Here is a 16090-nt window from a genome sequence, read left to right on the forward strand (position 1 = left end):
GGACGAGATTTAAGTCATGGCAGAAGCAGTCGTGGACAACGTACCCGCCAAGACAGACGGCAAGCCGCCGCTGTTTGGCCTGTCGTTCCTGGAAAACCTTTCCGAAATGACCATGTTGCGTCAGGTGGGCCTGATGGTCGGCCTGGCTGCCAGCGTGGCGATTGGTTTTGCCGTGGTGCTGTGGTCGCAGCAACCTGATTACCGCCCGTTGTACGGCAGCCTGGCCGGGATGGATTCCAAGCAGATCATGGAAACCCTGGCCGCCGCCGACATCGCCTACACCGTGGAGCCCAATTCCGGGGCCTTGCTGGTCAAGGCCGATGACGTGGCGCGTGCGCGCATGAAGCTGGCGGCCGCCGGCGTTACGCCGTCCGACAGCAATATCGGTTTTGAAATTCTCGACAAGGACCAGGGCCTGGGCACCAGCCAGTTCATGGAAGCCACGCGCTACCGTCGTGGCCTGGAAGGCGAACTGGCACGCACTATCTCAAGCTTGAATAACGTCAAGGGCGCCCGCGTGCACCTGGCGATTCCGAAAAGCTCGGTGTTCGTGCGCGACGAGCGCAAGCCAAGCGCCTCGGTATTGGTCGAGCTGTTTTCCGGCCGCTCCCTGGAGCCTGGCCAGGTCCTGGCGATCATCAACCTGGTGGCCACCAGCGTTCCTGAGTTGAGCAAGTCGCAAATCACCGTGGTGGACCAGAAGGGCAACCTGCTGTCCGACCAGGCCGAGAACTCCGCGCTGACCCAGGCCGGCAAGCAGTTCGACTACAGCCGCCGCATGGAAAGCATGCTCACTCAGCGTGTGCATAACATTCTGCAGCCGGTGCTGGGCAACGACCGCTATAAAGCTGAGGTGTCTGCCGACGTGGACTTCAGCGCCGTCGAGTCGACCTCCGAGCAGTTCAACCCGGACCAACCGGCGCTGCGCAGCGAGCAATCGACCAGCGAACAACGCACCGCCAGCAATGGCCCGCAAGGTGTGCCGGGTGCCCTGAGCAACCAGCCACCGGCCCCGGCCACGGCGCCGCAAACCACCGGTGGCGCGGCCGCGACGGCGGCTGCGATTCAGCCTGGTCAGCCACTGTTGGACGCCAACGGCCAGCAGATCATGGACCCGGCCACCGGCCAGCCGATGCTCGCGCCGTACCCGGCGGACAAGCGTAACCAATCCACCAAGAACTTCGAACTCGACCGTTCCATCAGCCACACCAAGCAGCAGCAGGGCAAAATCAATCGCCTGTCGGTGTCGGTGGTGGTCGATGATCAGGTCAAGGTCAATGCCGCAGACGGCGCCGTCACCCGTGCGCCATGGAGCGCCGACGAATTGGCGCGCTTCACCCGCCTGGTGCAGGACGCCGTCGGTTTCGACGCCAGCCGTGGCGACAGCGTCAGCGTGATCAACATGCCGTTCTCCGCCGAGCGCGGCGAAGTGATCGCCGATCCGGCGTTCTACACGCAGCCGTGGTTCTGGGACATCGTCAAGCAAGTGCTGGGTGTGTTGTTCATCCTGGTGCTGGTGTTCGGCGTGCTGCGCCCGGTGCTCAACAACATCACCGGCCATGGCAAGAAGCAGCTGGCATTGGCTGGCAGTGACGTCGAGCTGGGTGGCATGGGCGGCCTGGACGGCGAACTGGCCAACGACCGCGTCAGCCTTGGCGGCCCGCAAAGCATCCTGTTGCCAAGCCCGAGCGAAGGCTATGACGCTCAGTTGAACGCAATCAAGAGTCTGGTAGCAGAAGACCCGGGCCGTGTGGCTCAGGTCGTGAAAGAGTGGATTAACGCAGATGAATGATCGAGCCGCTGTTGCCAAGCTCACCAAAGTCGACAAAGCCGCCGTATTGCTGCTGTCTTTGGGTGAGACCGACGCCGCACAAGTGCTGCGCCACATGGGCCCCAAAGAGGTTCAGCGCGTAGGCGTGGCCATGGCGCAAATGCGCAATGTGCACCGTGAGCAAGTCGAGCAGGTAATGAGCGAGTTCGTCGAGATCGTCGGCGACCAGACCAGCCTGGGCGTCGGCTCCGACAGCTACATTCGCAAGATGCTCACCTCGGCCCTGGGCGAAGACAAGGCCAACGGCCTGATCGACCGCATCCTGCTGGGTGGCAACACCAGTGGCCTGGACAGCCTCAAATGGATGGAGCCGCGCGCCGTTGCCGACGTGATCCGCTACGAGCACCCACAGATCCAGGCCATCGTCGTCGCCTACCTGGACCCGGATCAGGCCGGTGAAGTGCTCGGCCACTTCGACCATAAAGTGCGCCTGGACATCATCCTGCGCGTGTCGTCGCTGAACACGGTGCAGCCGGCGGCATTGAAAGAACTCAACACCATCCTCGAGAAGCAGTTCTCGGGCAACTCGAATGCCTCGCGTACCACCTTGGGTGGCATCAAGCGCGCGGCCGATATCATGAACTTCCTCGACAGCTCGGTCGAAGGCCAGTTGATGGACTCGATCCGCGAGATCGACGACACCCTGTCCGGCCAGATCGAAGACCTCATGTTCGTGTTCAACAACCTCTCCGATGTCGACGACCGTGGCATCCAGGCGTTGCTGCGCGAAGTGTCTTCCGACGTGCTGGTGCTGGCCCTCAAGGGGTCGGACGAAAACGTCAAAGAGAAGATCTTCAAGAACATGTCCAAGCGCGCCTCCGAGCTGTTGCGTGACGACCTGGAAGCCAAGGGCCCGGTGCGTGTCAGCGACGTGGAAACCGCCCAGAAGGAAATCCTCACCATTGCCCGCCGTATGGCCGAAGCCGGAGAAATCGTTCTCGGCGGGAAGGGCGGCGAAGAAATGATCTAAGGCGCCTCCCATGTCGAACAAAGATGAGACGCCCAGCGATCTGATTCGCGCACGGGATGTCGGCGGGTTCGACATCTGGTCGTTGCCCAGTTTCGATCCGCATGTGCCGGAACCTGAGCCAGAGCCGGTGATTGAAACACCGGCCGAAATGGAAGAAGTGCCGCTGGATGAAGTCCAGCCACTGACCCTCGAAGAATTGGAAGCCATCCGCCAGGAGGCCTACAACGAGGGTTTCGCGGCGGGTGAAAAAGACGGTTTTCGCAGCACCACCCTCAAGGTTCGCCAAGAGGCCGAGGAGGCGCTGAGCGTCAAGCTGGCCAGCCTGGAGCGCTTGATGGGCAACCTGTTCGACCCGATCGCCGAACAGGATTCGCAGCTGGAAAAATCCATGGTCGGGCTGGTCGAGCACATCGCGCGCCAAGTGATCCAGCGCGAGCTGGTGCTTGATTCCAGCCACATCGAAAGCGTGATGCGCGAAGCCCTCAAGCTGCTGCCATTGGGCGTCGGCAATGTGCGGCTGTACATCAACCCGCAGGATTTCGAACAGGTCAAAGCCCTGCGCGAGCGCCATGAAGAAACCTGGCGCATTGTCGAGGACGCGGCGCTGCTGCCCGGTGGTTGCCGCGTCGAAACCGAGCACAGCCGCATCGATGCCACGGTGGAAACCCGCATCAGCCAGATCATGGCGAAAATGTTCGATCAATTGCATGAACAGTCCCTGCACCTGGCCGAGCCTGATATGAGTGTGGACCTGGACGCCGCCGATGCGCCTTGAACGCACCAGCTTCGCCAAGCGCCTGAGCGGCTACACCGAAGCCACCGAACTGCCCGGCCAGCCGATCCTCGAAGGGCGCCTGCTGCGCATGGTCGGCCTGACCCTTGAAGCCGAAGGCCTGCGTGCCGCCATGGGCAGCCGCTGCCTGGTGATCAACGACGACAGCTACCACCCGGTGCAGGTCGAAGCCGAAGTGATGGGCTTTTCCGGCAGCAAGATTTTCCTGATGCCGGTCGGCAGCCTGGCGGGCATCGCCCCCGGCGCCCGCGTGGTGCCACTGGCCGATACCGGCCGCCTGCCGATGGGCATGAGCATGCTCGGCCGCGTGCTGGACGGCGCCGGTCGCGCGTTGGACGGCAAAGGCGGCATGAAGGCCGAAGACTGGGTGCCGATGGATGGCCCAACCATCAACCCGCTCAACCGCAACCCGATCAGCGTGCCGCTGGACGTGGGCATTCGCAGCATCAACGGTTTATTGACGGTCGGCCGCGGCCAGCGTCTGGGCCTGTTTGCCGGTACCGGCGTGGGTAAGTCGGTGTTGCTCGGTATGATGACGCGCTTTACCGAGGCCGACATTATCGTGGTCGGGCTGATCGGCGAGCGGGGTCGTGAAGTCAAGGAATTCATCGAGCACAGCCTCGGTGAAGAAGGCCTCAAGCGTTCCGTCGTCGTCGCCTCGCCTGCGGACGATGCGCCGCTGATGCGTTTGCGCGCGGCCATGTACTGCACGCGCATTGCCGAATATTTTCGCGACAAGGGCAAGAATGTCCTGTTGCTGATGGACTCGCTCACGCGTTTCGCCCAGGCCCAGCGGGAAATCGCCCTGGCCATCGGCGAACCGCCGGCCACCAAAGGCTACCCGCCGTCAGTGTTCGCCAAGCTGCCCAAGCTGGTTGAACGCGCCGGTAATGCCGAGGCCGGCGGCGGTTCGATCACGGCGTTCTACACCGTGTTGTCCGAAGGCGATGACCAGCAAGACCCGATTGCCGACTCGGCGCGCGGCGTGCTCGACGGCCACATCGTGCTGTCGCGGCGTTTGGCCGAAGAAGGGCACTACCCGGCCATCGATATCGAAGCGTCGATCAGCCGGGTGATGCCGGCGGTGGTCACGCCGGAGCACATGGCCCGCGCGCAGCATTTCAAGCAACTGTGGTCGCGCTATCAGCAAAGCCGCGACTTGATCAGTGTTGGCGCCTACGTGGCCGGCGGTGATCGCGAAACCGACCTGGCGATTGCCCTGCAACCGCAGTTGGTGACCTACTTGCGCCAGGGCCTCAACGACAAGATCAGCATGGGCGAAAGCGAAGCGCATCTGGGCTCCATCTTTGCCCCGGCGCCAGGCGGTTAAGCCATGGCCAGCACCCGTTCCTCGCGCCTGGCCCCAGTGGTGGACATGGCGGAGAAGGCCGAAAAAACCGCCGCGCAACGCCTGGGCTACTTTCAGGGGCAGGTGCGCCTGGCGGAAAGCAAACTCGGCGACCTGGAGCGCTTTCGCAGCGAATACCAGCAGCAATGGATCGAGCGCGGCAGCAAGGGCGTTTCCGGCCAATGGCTGATGGGTTACCAGGGCTTTCTCAACCAGCTGGAAACCGCCGTAGGCCAACAGCGCCAGAGCCTGGCCTGGCACCAGAACAACCTCGATAAAGCCCGCGAGGCGTGGCAGGCGGCGTTTGCCCGGGTCGAAGGTTTGCGCAAACTGGTGCAGCGCTACATCGATGAAGCACGGGCGATTGAAGACAAGCGCGAGCAAAAGCTGCTCGACGAGCTGTCACAGCGACTACCGCGCCAATCACAGTACTAAGGGCCACCACCGGCCTGTTGTGGGCGCCGGGCTTGCCCGCGATGCAGGCACCCAGGTGAATCAGGCACCCCGCAGTGATGCTCTCGCAGGCAAGCCAGCCTCCCACATTTGATTTGCTGTGTTGCCCATACCCCGTTCACCTGCTAAACCTTGTTGCACATTGCCAATGACAAGGAAGCAGTCGCATGTCAGTCGTGTCAGAAGTGTCCCTGGATGGGAAAAAATTGACGATTACCGTCAAAGGGCGATTCGATTTCGGTAGCCACCAGGCCTTTCGTGATGCCTACGAGCGGTTCTACAAGGTGCCCGAGGTCTACGTGGTGGACCTCAAAGACACCACCTATATGGACAGCTCGGCCCTGGGCATGTTGCTGCTGTTGCGTGACCATGCCGGTGGCGACAATGCCGAAGTTCAGGTGATCAACAGCAACTCCGATGTGCGCAAGATCCTCGCCATTTCCAACTTTGACAAACTGTTCGATCTCAGTTGAGCAGCCTGGCCCCGGTCCTGGAACCGCTGACCATCCTGATCGCCGAAGACAGCGCTGCCGACTTGCTGTTGCTGTCGACCATCATTCGGCGTCAGGGGCATCAAGTACTCACCGCCACCAACGGCGCGCAAGCGGTCGAGCTGTTTACCCGCGAGCGCCCGCAACTGGTGTTGATGGACGCGTTGATGCCGGTGATGGACGGCTTTGAAGCCGCACGGCGCATCAAGCAGCTCGCCGGTGAGGCGCTGGTTCCGATCATCTTCCTGACCTCGCTGCGCGAAAGCGAGGCGCTGGCCCAGTGCCTGGACGCGGGCGGCGATGACTTCCTGCCCAAGCCCTACAACCAGTTGATCCTGGCAGCGAAAATCAACGCCATGGACCGCCTGCGCCGGCTGCAGGCCACGGTCTTGCAGCAGCGTGACCAGATCGCCAGGCACCACGACTACCTGCTGCACGAGCAGCGTGCGGCCAAGGCAGTGTTCGATAAGGTGGCGCACTCGGGCTGCATCAATGCGGCGCCGAACATTCGTTACCTGCAATCGCCCTACGCCCTGTTCAATGGCGACCTGCTGCTGGCGGCGTACACACCCTCCGGCGACATGCATGTTTTGCTCGGCGACTTCACCGGCCATGGCCTGCCGGCCGCCGTGGGGGCCATGCCCCTGGCGGAAGTGTTCTACGGCATGACCGCCAAGGGCTACGGCCTGGCGCAGACCCTGCGCGAGATGAACGCCAAGCTCAAACGCATCCTGCCGGTGGACATGTTCTGCTGCGCCACGCTGCTGTGCCTGAGCGCCCAGCGGCGCGTGGTGGAGGTGTGGAACGGCGGGATGCCCGAAGGCTATGTGCATGAAGTCGCCACGGGCAAGCGCACGCCGCTGGTGTCGCGGCACCTGCCACTGGGTGTGTTGTCGGCACAGGCGTTCGATGACGGCACCGAGGTCTGGCCCATGGCGCTGGGCGACCGAGTGTTTTTGCTCTCCGACGGCGTGCTCGACACGGCTGACGCCAATGACCAGCTGTTTGGCGCCGAGCGCTTGCAGCAGGTGTTCGCGGCCAACCGCGAGCCCGACCGGCTATTCGAAGACATCGAGCGGGCGCTGGCGGCGTTTCGCGGCCAGGCGCGCGATGACGTCAGCATGGTGGAAATCACCTTGCAGGCCGGCCAGCCGTTGCGCGCGGCCGAGCCCGTCTACGCCGACAGCGGGCAGTCGTGCCCGCTGGATTGGTCGGTGAGTTTCGAATTCCGTGCGCAGACCCTCAAAAGCTACAACCCGCTGCCGTATCTGCTGCAGTTGCTGCTGGAGATTCACGGTCTGCGCGGGCAGAGCGGGGCGCTTTACAGTGTGATGGCCGAGTTGTATTCCAACGCGCTGGAGCATGGTGTGCTGGAGTTGGATTCGCGCCTCAAGCGGGATGCCCAGGGGTTCGCCGACTATTACCGCCAGCGCAATGAGCGGCTGGGGCAGTTGAACAGCGGTTACGTGCGGGTGCATGTGCAGGTGATGCCGACCGCCACGGGCGGCAAAATGACGCTGCGTATTGAGGACAGCGGTCCGGGGTTTGACGTGGAACAGGTGCTGGCGCGGCCGATGGATGTTGACCGTCTGTCTGGCCGTGGCTTGAGCCTGGTGCGCCAGTTGAGCAGCGATGTACGCTGGTCCGATGGCGGGCGCAGTGTGTGCGTGGAGTTTTGCTGGGGTGCTCTGGCATAATCCGCCGATTCTTGATCAAGGAGCGAACAAGTGGCTGAGATTCATCTGGACCCCGATGTGTTGTCGGGTTTGCAGGAAGTGATGGAAGGCGAGTACCCGAAACTGCTGGATACCTTCCTTGACGATTCGCAGAAGCGTGTCGAAGCGTTGCGCAAGGCTCGCGACGATGCCAAGGCGCTGGGACGGATCGCGCATAGCTTCAAGGGCAGTAGCGGTAACCTGGGGGCGGTGCGGTTGGCAGAACTTTGCCGCCGGCTCGAAGACGGCTCTGCGCAACTGACACGCGTGGACCTGGATGAACTGGTAGACGAAATCGACCAGGAGTTCGCGCTGGTTCGGCCTTTATACGAACACGAGCGTCAGCGTTTTCAGCTGTGATTGAGGGTTCGAGGTAAACCTGGCCCAACTCTTGCTCTACCTCTGGTTACTGCATCCCCGATCCCAGTGCAGTGGAGACCCTTACCTATGCCAGTCGCCCCCAATTCGCTTCTTCAGGCTGCCGCTGCGGCCAAGCCTCAAGCGCCGGCCGCCACCCCTTCGGTAGCGGCTGCGGACCCACGAGGCAAGGGCCCTGGCTTCGCGCAAGTGTTTGCAAACCAAAGCCCGAAACCGACGCTCAAGAGCGACGATGCACCGGCCAAAGTCACGCGTGACAAGCCCTCGGACACCCCATCCAGGCCGGCTGCAGGCAACGATAAGCCTGCCGCCAGCAAGCCGGCCGTTGCCGATAGCGGCAATCCCTTGCCTGCCAAGCCGCCGGCCAAATCCGACGACAGCGCCAGCAATGACGACGACAAAACCGCCGACCCGGCGGTGGCGCAGCAGCCTCCGGTTGATCCCGTGGTTGACCCGGCAGTGGTTGCCGCGGTCACACCGGTCCCCGTGCCGGTGCCGGTGGAAACGCCGGCACCTGTAGCCGCCAAGGACGACAAGGCCCAGCCAGTCGTCGCGCCCGCTGTGGCAGCCACCGATGACGCCAAACAGCCGGCTTTCGACCCGGAGGCGGATCCGCTGGATGCGATGCCTGCCGTGCGCCTGGCGATGGAGCAGGGCGGTCACGTCTCGGCCAGTAGCCAGACGCCGCAGAAAACCGCACCGACCACCACACAGGATCAGCCGACCGCTGCGCAGAGCTTTGCTGCGGGCCTGGCGACTATGGTCGATCAGCAAGCCACCAAGGACAGCACTGACCGGGGCGGCGACAAAGCCTTCAGCGGGCTGATCGAAGGTGGCCTCAAGGATTTGAAGGACGCCAGCAGCGACACCCGCGTGGATGATTTCGCCAACCGCCTCGCTGCACTGACCCAGGCCGCCACGCCGAAAACCGCGAATGCCTTGCCACCGGTTGCGAATGCGCCGCTGGCCATGCACCAGAGCGGCTGGACCGAGGAGGTGGTCAACCGCGTGATGTACCTGTCCAGTGCCAACCTCAAATCGGCAGAAATTCAATTGCAGCCGGCAGAGTTGGGGCGCCTGGACATCAAGGTCAACATGACCGCGGACCAGCAGGCCCAAGTCACGTTCATGAGCGGTCACGCCGTGGTGCGTGAAGCACTGGAAAGCCAGTCCGGCCGTCTGCGCGAGATGTTTGCCCAGCAAGGCATGGGGCAGGTCGACGTCAACGTCTCGGATCAGTCGCGTGGGTGGCAGGGTCAGGGCCAGGATCAACAGCAGCAGAACCAGGCGCGCGGTGTGAGTGGCGGCGGTGGGCGGGGTGATGGCGGGGATGCCGGTGATCACGCTGAGGTGGCGGCAGCGGTCGCGCCAGTGACCCAGACAGTGATCGGCTCCAGCGCCGTTGATTACTACGCCTGACCCCTGTTGAAACCCGATCAATGTGGGGGCTGGCTTGCCTGCGATGGTGGTGTATCAGTCACACAGATGTGAGCTGAGCCACCGCCATCGCAGGCAAGCCAGCTCCCACATTTGATATGGGGTGTTCGCGCTTACCGGGTTAGCTGACAACTCTGGCATAACACTTGCTCTTGCCTTTCCGTAGATCTATGAATCCCAGAATAGTGACGGATTATTGGCATGGCGAAGAGCGACGACGCAGCAACTCCCCCCGCAGGCAAAGGCAAGCTCAAGCTGATCCTGCTGATCGTGCTGGGCCTGCTCCTGGCCATCGGCGCCTCGATTGGCGGCACCTGGTTCATCATGCACAGCAGTGCAAGCAAGCCGGCACCCGCCGCCGAAACCGCCAGTAACGTCAAGCAACCGGCAATCTTCGAACCGATGCTGCCGGCCTTTGTTGCCAACTTCAATCAGAACGGCCGTCAACGCTACCTGCAGGTGAGCATCACCTTGCTGGCGCGTAACCAGGCGGACCTGGATGCGCTCAAAGTGCACATGCCGGTGATCCGCAACAACCTGGTGATGCTGTTCTCCGGGCAGAGCTTTGACAGCCTGGCGACCCCGGTCGGCCAGGAAATGCTGCGCCAGAAGGTCACTGCCAGCGTGCAGGAAGTGGCCCAGAAAGAGCTCGGCAAAGTCGTGGTCGAGCAGGCGCTCTTCACTAACTTCGTATTGCAGTAGGATCACGACATGGCCGTGCAAGACCTGCTGTCCCAGGATGAAATCGACGCGCTGTTGCATGGTGTCGACGATGGTCTGGTACAGACCGAAATGGCTGCCGAACCCGGCAGCGTCAAAAGTTATGACCTCACCAGCCAGGATCGCATCGTCCGTGGACGCATGCCGACGCTGGAAATGATCAACGAACGTTTTGCCCGCTACACCCGTATCAGCATGTTCAACATGCTGCGCCGTTCGGCGGACGTGGCGGTGGGCGGCGTGCAGGTGATGAAGTTCGGCGAGTACGTGCACTCGCTGTACGTGCCCACCAGCCTCAACCTGGTCAAGATCAAGCCGTTGCGCGGCACCGCGCTGTTCATCCTCGACGCCAAGCTGGTGTTCAAGCTGGTGGACAACTTCTTCGGCGGCGACGGCCGTCACGCCAAGATCGAAGGCCGTGAATTCACCCCGACCGAATTGCGCGTGGTGCGCATGGTGCTCGAGCAAGCCTTCATCGACTTGAAGGAAGCCTGGCAGGCGATCATGGAAGTCAACTTCGAGTACATCAACTCGGAAGTGAACCCGGCCATGGCCAACATCGTCGGCCCCAGCGAAGCCATTGTGGTCTCCACCTTCCACATCGAACTCGATGGCGGCGGCGGCGACCTGCACGTGACCATGCCGTACTCGATGATCGAGCCGGTGCGCGAAATGCTCGACGCCGGTTTCCAGTCCGACCTGGACGACCAGGACGAGCGTTGGGTCAAGGCCCTGCGCGAAGACCTGCTCGACGTCGACGTACCTCTGAGCGCCACTGTGGCCCGTCGCCAGCTACGTCTGCGGGATATTTTGCACATGCAGCCGGGGGACGTGATTCCCGTGGAATTGCCGGAAGAACTGATCATGCGTGCCAACGGCGTGCCGTCGTTCAAGGTCAAGCTGGGTTCGCACAAAGGCAACCTGGCGTTGCAAGTGATCGAATCGATCAACCGCCGCTGATCAACAATTATTTTTGCTTCGCCGAGGACATGTAATGGCTACCGAACACGAAAACACTTCCGCCGAAGACCAGGCCCTGGCTGACGAGTGGGCTGCAGCGCTGGAAGAAACCGGCGATGTTGGCCAGGACGACATCGACGCGCTGCTGGCCGCCGACGCCGCCACCGCGCCAGCCGGCAAGCGCCTGCCGATGGAAGAATTCGGCAGCGTGCCGAAGAACAACGACCCGGTGACCCTCGACGGCCCGAACCTGGATGTGATCCTCGACATTCCGGTGTCGATTTCCATGGAAGTGGGCAGCACCGAAATCAACATCCGCAACCTGTTGCAGCTCAACCAGGGTTCTGTGATCGAACTCGACCGCCTGGCCGGTGAGCCGCTGGACGTGCTGGTCAACGGCACCCTGATCGCCCACGGCGAGGTGGTGGTGGTCAACGAGAAGTTCGGCATCCGCCTGACGGACGTGATCAGCCCAAGCGAACGCATCAAGAAGTTGCGCTGATATGAAGTATTCGATGGCGGGACTGTTTCTGGCGCTGCCATTGAGCGCCCTGGCGGCTGAGCCGGTTGCCCAAGCGGCGGCTGCGGCCCCCGTGGTCAGCAGCGGCATCGGCGGGCAATTGACCCAGTTGGTGCTGGGCCTGTTGCTGGTGGTCGGTCTGATTTTCGTGCTGGCCTGGTTGATGCGCCGCGTGCAGCGTATCGGCCCGGGCAATGGCCAGGTCATCGAGATGATCGGCTCGCGCGCCCTCGGCCCGCGTGATCGTCTGGTGCTGGTGCAAGTCGGCGAAGAGCAGATTCTGCTCGGCATCACGCCTGGCCGTATCACCCCGTTGCATGTGCTCAAGTCGCCGGTGGAAGTGGCCAAGACCGAGGCCGCCACGCCAGAATTCGCCCAGCGCCTGATGGAGTTGCTGGGCAAGGATCAGAAGGATAAGAAGTAATGCGCGTTTTATTGACGCTCATGCTGTTGCTGGCCGCGCCACTGGCGTTTGCGGCCGACCCGTTGTCGATCCCGGCAATCACGCTGGGCACCAACGCCGCCGGCGCTCAGGAATACTCGGTCAGCCTGCAGATCCTGCTGATCATGACTGCGCTGAGTTTTATCCCGGCGTTTGTCATGCTGATGACCAGCTTTACGCGGATCATCATCGTCTTTTCGATTTTGCGTCAGGCCCTGGGCCTGCAGCAGACGCCGTCGAACCAGATCCTCACCGGCATGGCCTTGTTTTTGACGCTGTTCATCATGGCGCCGGTGTTCGACAAGGTGAACCAGCAAGCCCTGCAACCCTATCTGGCGGAAAAACTCAGCGCCCAGGATGCGATCGACAAGGCCCAGGGCCCGATCAAGGACTTCATGCTGTCGCAAACCCGCTCCAGCGACCTTGAGCTGTTCATGCGCTTGTCCAAGCGCACCGACATCGCCACGCCGGATCAGGCGCCGTTGACCATCCTGGTGCCGGCGTTTGTCACTTCCGAGCTCAAGACCGCGTTCCAGATTGGCTTCATGATCTTCATCCCGTTCCTGATCATCGACCTGGTGGTGGCGAGCGTGCTGATGGCCATGGGCATGATGATGCTCTCGCCACTGATTATTTCGTTGCCATTCAAGATCATGCTGTTTGTGCTGGTGGACGGCTGGGCGCTGATTATCGGCACGCTGGCCAGCAGTTTCGGCGGAGTGTAGCGCCATGACCCCAGAAGTAGCGGTCGACCTGTTCCGTGAAGCGCTGTGGCTGACCACCATGATGGTCGCCGTGCTGGTGGTGCCGAGCCTGTTGGTCGGCCTGCTGGTGGCGATGTTCCAGGCGGCCACGCAGATCAACGAACAGACCCTGAGCTTCCTCCCGCGGTTGCTGGTGATGCTGATCACCCTGATCGTCGCCGGCCCGTGGCTGGTGCAAACCTTCATGGAATACATCCTGCAGCTGTACGGCAGTATTCCGCAGTTGATCGGCTGACCCCATGCAATCTGTGCTGGCACTGACCGACACCCAAATCAGCACCTGGGTGGCGTCTTTCATCCTGCCGATGTTCCGCGTCACGGCGGTGCTGATGACCATGCCGGTGTTCGGCACCACCCTGGTTCCGCGGCGTATCCGCCTGTATTTCGCCTTTGCCATTACCGTCGTGATCGTGCCCGGCCTGCCGCCGATGCCGCCGGTGAACGCGCTGGACCTGAGTGCTTTGCTGCTGATCGCCGAGCAGATATTGATTGGCGCGCTGCTGGGCTTTTCGCTGACATTGTTCTTCCAGGCGTTTGTAATCGCCGGGCAAATCATCTCGATCCAGATGGGCATGGGCTTTGCGTCCATGGTCGACCCCACCAACGGCGTGTCGGTGGCGGTAATCGGGCAATTCCTGACCATGCTGGTGACCTTGCTGTTTCTGGCGATGAACGGCCACCTGGTGGTGTTTGAGGTCATGACCGAAAGCTTCACCACCTTGCCGGTGGGCTCGGGGTTGGTGGTCAGTCACTTCTGGGAACTGGTGGGGCGCCTGAGCTGGGTGTTGGGCGCGTCGCTGTTGCTGGTGTTGCCGGCGATCACCGCGCTGTTGGTGGTCAACATCGCGTTCGGCGTAATGACGCGCGCGGCGCCGCAACTGAACATTTTCTCGATTGGTTTCCCGCTGACCCTGGTGTTGGGCATGGGGATTTTCTGGATCGGCATGGCCGACATTCTCAATCAGTATCAACCGCTGGCGACCGACGCCTTGCAGTTCTTACGTGATCTGGCACGGGCGCGTTGAGCCATGGCCGAGAGCGAGAGTGGTCAGGACAAAACAGAAGACCCCACGGAGAAACGCAAAAAGGACTCCAGGGAAAAGGGTGAGATTGCGCGCTCCAAAGAGCTCAATACCCTTGCAGTGATGCTGGCGGGCTCCGGTGGCCTGCTGATTTACGGCGGTGGCCTGGCGCTGGACATGATGGAGCTGATGAAGCTCAACTTCTCGCTGCCGCGTGAAGTGCTGCTCAGCCCCGGCGCCATGGGCCAGTACCTGCTGCACTCGGGCAAGATCGCGATTCTGGCGGTGCAGCCGGTGCTCATCACCTTGTTGCTGGCCGCGTTGATCGGGCCGGTGTCCCTCGGTGGCTGGCTGTTTGCCGCCGGCAGCATGGCACCCAAGTTCAGCCGCATGAACCCCGGGCCTGGGCTCAAGCGTATGTTTTCCACCAAGGCGCTGGTGGAACTGCTCAAGGCGCTGGCCAAATTCATCCTGATCCTGTTTGTGGCGTTGACGGTGTTGTCGTCAGACATCGACGACTTGCTGCGCATCGCCCATGAGCCGCTGGAGTCGGCGATCATCCACAGCGTGCAGGTGGTGGGCTGGAGCGCGCTGTGGATGGCCTGCGGGTTGATCATCATCGCCGCCGTGGATGCGCCGATCCAGCTGTGGGAAAGCCACAAGAAACTGCTGATGACCAAGCAGGAAGTGCGCGACGAGCACAAGGACCAGGAAGGTCGCCCCGAGGTCAAGCAGCGTATTCGCCAGCTGCAGCGCGAAATGTCCCAGCGCAAGATGATGGCGGCGGTGCCGGATGCCGACGTCGTCATCACCAACCCGACTCACTACGCCGTGGCCCTCAAGTACGACCCGGAGAAAGGCGGCGCGCCGATGCTGTTGGCCAAGGGCAGCGACTTTACTGCGCTGAAAATCCGCGAAATTGCCGTGGCCAACGACATTCTGTTGCTGGAGTCGCCGGAATTGGCGCGGTCGATCTTCTACTCCACCGACCTCGACCAGGAAATTCCGGCGGGCTTGTACCTGGCCGTGGCGCAGGTGTTGGCCTATGTCTATCAGATCCGCCAATACCGCGCGGGCAAGGGCAAGCGGCCTGACCCGCTCAAGGATCTGCCGATCCCGCCGGATTTGCGCCGCGATTCCTGATTCTGAATGGTTAGCGAGCGGCTTCTCGTGGGGAGCGGGCTTGCCCCGCGTTGGGCTGCGCAGCGGCCCCAATAGGCCACCGCATTCCCTCAGACCCACCGCAGCATCCGGTTTCAGGGCCGCTTCGCAGCCCCACGCGGGGCAAACCCGCTCGCTACAAAAACTTCTGCTCGCCACGATACGTTCGCCATCGGCTACCACTCGTCGTTAACCCCCGTCTACCTGTCAACTCTGACAGTAGCCAGCGCCGCCTGCTCGCGGTTCCATGGCGGCACACTGCACACAGGTCGTTGTAGAGATGCAGAGGGAGCGGTAATGGAAGCGGTAACGGGCACGATCAAATCCTATAGCCGGAAAACCGGGGAAGGCTTGATTGCACTGGATGGCGGCGATGAGCCGGTGCACGTGGATCTCAAGAGTTCGTGCGGGGTTTGGTTGAGAAAGGGCCTGCGGGTGCAATTTGCGAGGATCCATCGGCCCAAGGGCGTCTTCGCGGCGCATATCAAGATTATCTAGCGACCCGTGCGGGTCATGGAACCCGATCCAAGGAGAGCGGCAATGGCAACAGGCACAGTGAAGTGGTTTAACGCGGAGAAGGGGTTTGGTTTCATTACTCAGGATGGGGGCGGGTCTGACGTGTTCGTTCACTTTTCGGCCATCGTCAGTGAAGGGTTCAAGACGCTTGAGGAAGGTAAAAAAGTGAAATTCGACGTCGCCCAGGGGGCGAAAGGGCCGCAGGCTGAGCACGTTGAAGTCCTTTAGGCACAGGTTTTCGGTGCTGATGCTGGCGGCGAGGGTGAAGAATACGGTGGGGGAGCGGTGTACGAAGACTAGAAAGCGAGTCTCCTAGGGACAACCCCAAAACCGTCTCGGAAATTTCCTCGATAGCAGCAGATGTACACAGATCCAAATGTGGGAGCGGGCTTGCTCGCGAAAGCGGTATGTCATTCAGCAATGTTCAAGCTGAACCACCGCCTTCGCGAGCAAGCCCGCTCCCACATTTCTGAATCGATTGACACCCGGTAGGCGCGGTCGCTTGTTCGGTCATCTGAGCCTCAAAGCAAAAGTTGGAAGGCTTCTTGCAATACCGCCTTCAGGACGCG

19 protein-coding genes are annotated in these 16090 nt (G+C 61.8%); all 19 read left to right on the top strand.

Annotation, left to right across the window (positions count from 1 at the left end; all coding sequences use genetic code 11):
• Window positions 1-16 precede the first annotated feature (16 nt).
• The 19 genes from fliF (at window position 17) to AC19YS_RS27080 (ending at window position 15749) form a co-directional block, all read left to right on the top strand.
• Window positions 17-1792 carry a flagellar basal-body MS-ring/collar protein FliF gene (fliF, locus tag AC19YS_RS26990; RefSeq protein ID WP_500603056.1) on the top strand — a complete coding sequence of 592 codons (1776 nt, stop codon included), beginning with the start codon at window positions 17-19 and terminating at the stop codon, window positions 1790-1792.
• The gene (gene fliG / locus AC19YS_RS26995; RefSeq protein WP_106576455.1) at window positions 1785-2801 is read left to right on the top strand and encodes a flagellar motor switch protein FliG; all 1017 of its coding nucleotides are present in this window, start codon (window positions 1785-1787) and stop codon (window positions 2799-2801) included. Before fliF ends, fliG begins: the two co-directional genes overlap by 8 nt.
• Before the next feature lie 10 nt (window positions 2802-2811).
• Complete coding sequence (gene fliH, locus AC19YS_RS27000) at window positions 2812-3576, top strand: flagellar assembly protein FliH (RefSeq protein ID WP_500603057.1); 765 nt, start codon at window positions 2812-2814, stop codon at window positions 3574-3576.
• Window positions 3566-4924 carry a flagellar protein export ATPase FliI gene (fliI, locus tag AC19YS_RS27005; RefSeq protein WP_106576457.1) on the top strand — a complete coding sequence of 453 codons (1359 nt, stop codon included), beginning with the start codon at window positions 3566-3568 and terminating at the stop codon, window positions 4922-4924. The genes fliH and fliI overlap by 11 nt, the downstream gene beginning before the upstream one ends.
• A gap of 3 nt (window positions 4925-4927) precedes the next feature.
• Window positions 4928-5377, top strand: coding sequence for a flagellar export protein FliJ (gene fliJ, locus AC19YS_RS27010; protein WP_119742297.1), 450 nt, complete (start codon window positions 4928-4930; stop codon window positions 5375-5377).
• 185 nt (window positions 5378-5562) lie between these two features.
• Entirely contained in the window at window positions 5563-5868 is a 306-nt protein-coding gene (locus tag AC19YS_RS27015; protein ID WP_106576459.1) for an STAS domain-containing protein, read from the top strand.
• On the top strand, window positions 5865-7583 hold the full coding sequence (locus AC19YS_RS27020; RefSeq protein WP_500603058.1) for an ATP-binding SpoIIE family protein phosphatase: 1719 nt from the start codon (window positions 5865-5867) through the stop codon (window positions 7581-7583). Before AC19YS_RS27015 ends, AC19YS_RS27020 begins: the two co-directional genes overlap by 4 nt.
• A 30-nt stretch (window positions 7584-7613) precedes the next feature.
• A complete protein-coding gene (locus AC19YS_RS27025; protein WP_106576461.1) occupies window positions 7614-7961 on the top strand; it encodes an Hpt domain-containing protein in 348 nt (115 codons plus the stop codon).
• Between the two features lie 87 nt (window positions 7962-8048).
• A complete protein-coding gene (locus tag AC19YS_RS27030) occupies window positions 8049-9398 on the top strand; it encodes a flagellar hook-length control protein FliK (RefSeq protein ID WP_500603059.1) in 1350 nt (449 codons plus the stop codon).
• 219 nt (window positions 9399-9617) lie between these two features.
• Window positions 9618-10118, top strand: coding sequence for a flagellar basal body-associated protein FliL (fliL, locus tag AC19YS_RS27035; protein WP_106576463.1), 501 nt, complete (start codon window positions 9618-9620; stop codon window positions 10116-10118).
• Window positions 10119-10127: 9 nt separating this feature from the next.
• Window positions 10128-11096, top strand: a complete 969-nt coding sequence (fliM, locus tag AC19YS_RS27040) for a flagellar motor switch protein FliM (protein ID WP_500603060.1) — start codon at window positions 10128-10130, stop codon at window positions 11094-11096.
• 34 nt (window positions 11097-11130) lie between these two features.
• Window positions 11131-11598 carry a flagellar motor switch protein FliN gene (gene fliN / locus AC19YS_RS27045; protein ID WP_057700902.1) on the top strand — a complete coding sequence of 156 codons (468 nt, stop codon included), beginning with the start codon at window positions 11131-11133 and terminating at the stop codon, window positions 11596-11598.
• A 1-nt stretch (window position 11599) separates the two neighbouring features.
• Window positions 11600-12040, top strand: a complete 441-nt coding sequence (gene fliO, locus AC19YS_RS27050; protein WP_106576464.1) for a flagellar biosynthetic protein FliO — start codon at window positions 11600-11602, stop codon at window positions 12038-12040.
• The gene (gene fliP / locus AC19YS_RS27055; RefSeq protein WP_106576465.1) at window positions 12040-12783 is read left to right on the top strand and encodes a flagellar type III secretion system pore protein FliP; all 744 of its coding nucleotides are present in this window, start codon (window positions 12040-12042) and stop codon (window positions 12781-12783) included. Before fliO ends, fliP begins: the two co-directional genes overlap by 1 nt.
• Window positions 12784-12787: 4 nt before the next feature.
• Window positions 12788-13057 carry a flagellar biosynthesis protein FliQ gene (gene fliQ / locus AC19YS_RS27060; protein WP_003214552.1) on the top strand — a complete coding sequence of 90 codons (270 nt, stop codon included), beginning with the start codon at window positions 12788-12790 and terminating at the stop codon, window positions 13055-13057.
• A gap of 4 nt (window positions 13058-13061) precedes the next feature.
• Window positions 13062-13847 carry a flagellar biosynthetic protein FliR gene (gene fliR / locus AC19YS_RS27065; RefSeq protein WP_064453451.1) on the top strand — a complete coding sequence of 262 codons (786 nt, stop codon included), beginning with the start codon at window positions 13062-13064 and terminating at the stop codon, window positions 13845-13847.
• A 3-nt stretch (window positions 13848-13850) separates the two neighbouring features.
• Complete coding sequence (flhB, locus tag AC19YS_RS27070; protein WP_106576466.1) at window positions 13851-14987, top strand: flagellar biosynthesis protein FlhB; 1137 nt, start codon at window positions 13851-13853, stop codon at window positions 14985-14987.
• 315 nt (window positions 14988-15302) lie between these two features.
• On the top strand, window positions 15303-15503 hold the full coding sequence (locus tag AC19YS_RS27075) for a S1 domain-containing protein (protein ID WP_124418163.1): 201 nt from the start codon (window positions 15303-15305) through the stop codon (window positions 15501-15503).
• A gap of 42 nt (window positions 15504-15545) precedes the next feature.
• Window positions 15546-15749 carry a cold-shock protein gene (locus AC19YS_RS27080; protein ID WP_106576468.1) on the top strand — a complete coding sequence of 68 codons (204 nt, stop codon included), beginning with the start codon at window positions 15546-15548 and terminating at the stop codon, window positions 15747-15749.
• Window positions 15750-16090 lie beyond the last annotated feature (341 nt).

It is taken from the genome of Pseudomonas sp. MF08831 (assembly GCF_059862645.1).

Coding starts and splice junctions, on each gene's coding strand:
- fliJ (WP_119742297.1), top strand. CDS start 4,928: ATGGCCAGCACCCGTTCCTCGCGCCTGGCCCCAGTGGTGGACATGGCG.
- fliQ (WP_003214552.1), top strand. CDS start 12,788: ATGACCCCAGAAGTAGCGGTCGACCTGTTCCGTGAAGCGCTGTGGCTG.
- fliI (WP_106576457.1), top strand. CDS start 3,566: ATGCGCCTTGAACGCACCAGCTTCGCCAAGCGCCTGAGCGGCTACACC.
- flhB (WP_106576466.1), top strand. CDS start 13,851: ATGGCCGAGAGCGAGAGTGGTCAGGACAAAACAGAAGACCCCACGGAG.
- AC19YS_RS27080 (WP_106576468.1), top strand. CDS start 15,546: ATGGCAACAGGCACAGTGAAGTGGTTTAACGCGGAGAAGGGGTTTGGT.
- fliL (WP_106576463.1), top strand. CDS start 9,618: ATGGCGAAGAGCGACGACGCAGCAACTCCCCCCGCAGGCAAAGGCAAG.
- fliF (WP_500603056.1), top strand. CDS start 17: ATGGCAGAAGCAGTCGTGGACAACGTACCCGCCAAGACAGACGGCAAG.
- fliP (WP_106576465.1), top strand. CDS start 12,040: ATGCGCGTTTTATTGACGCTCATGCTGTTGCTGGCCGCGCCACTGGCG.
- fliR (WP_064453451.1), top strand. CDS start 13,062: ATGCAATCTGTGCTGGCACTGACCGACACCCAAATCAGCACCTGGGTG.
- fliM (WP_500603060.1), top strand. CDS start 10,128: ATGGCCGTGCAAGACCTGCTGTCCCAGGATGAAATCGACGCGCTGTTG.
- AC19YS_RS27015 (WP_106576459.1), top strand. CDS start 5,563: ATGTCAGTCGTGTCAGAAGTGTCCCTGGATGGGAAAAAATTGACGATT.
- fliO (WP_106576464.1), top strand. CDS start 11,600: ATGAAGTATTCGATGGCGGGACTGTTTCTGGCGCTGCCATTGAGCGCC.
- fliN (WP_057700902.1), top strand. CDS start 11,131: ATGGCTACCGAACACGAAAACACTTCCGCCGAAGACCAGGCCCTGGCT.
- AC19YS_RS27075 (WP_124418163.1), top strand. CDS start 15,303: ATGGAAGCGGTAACGGGCACGATCAAATCCTATAGCCGGAAAACCGGG.
- fliH (WP_500603057.1), top strand. CDS start 2,812: ATGTCGAACAAAGATGAGACGCCCAGCGATCTGATTCGCGCACGGGAT.
- AC19YS_RS27030 (WP_500603059.1), top strand. CDS start 8,049: ATGCCAGTCGCCCCCAATTCGCTTCTTCAGGCTGCCGCTGCGGCCAAG.
- fliG (WP_106576455.1), top strand. CDS start 1,785: ATGAATGATCGAGCCGCTGTTGCCAAGCTCACCAAAGTCGACAAAGCC.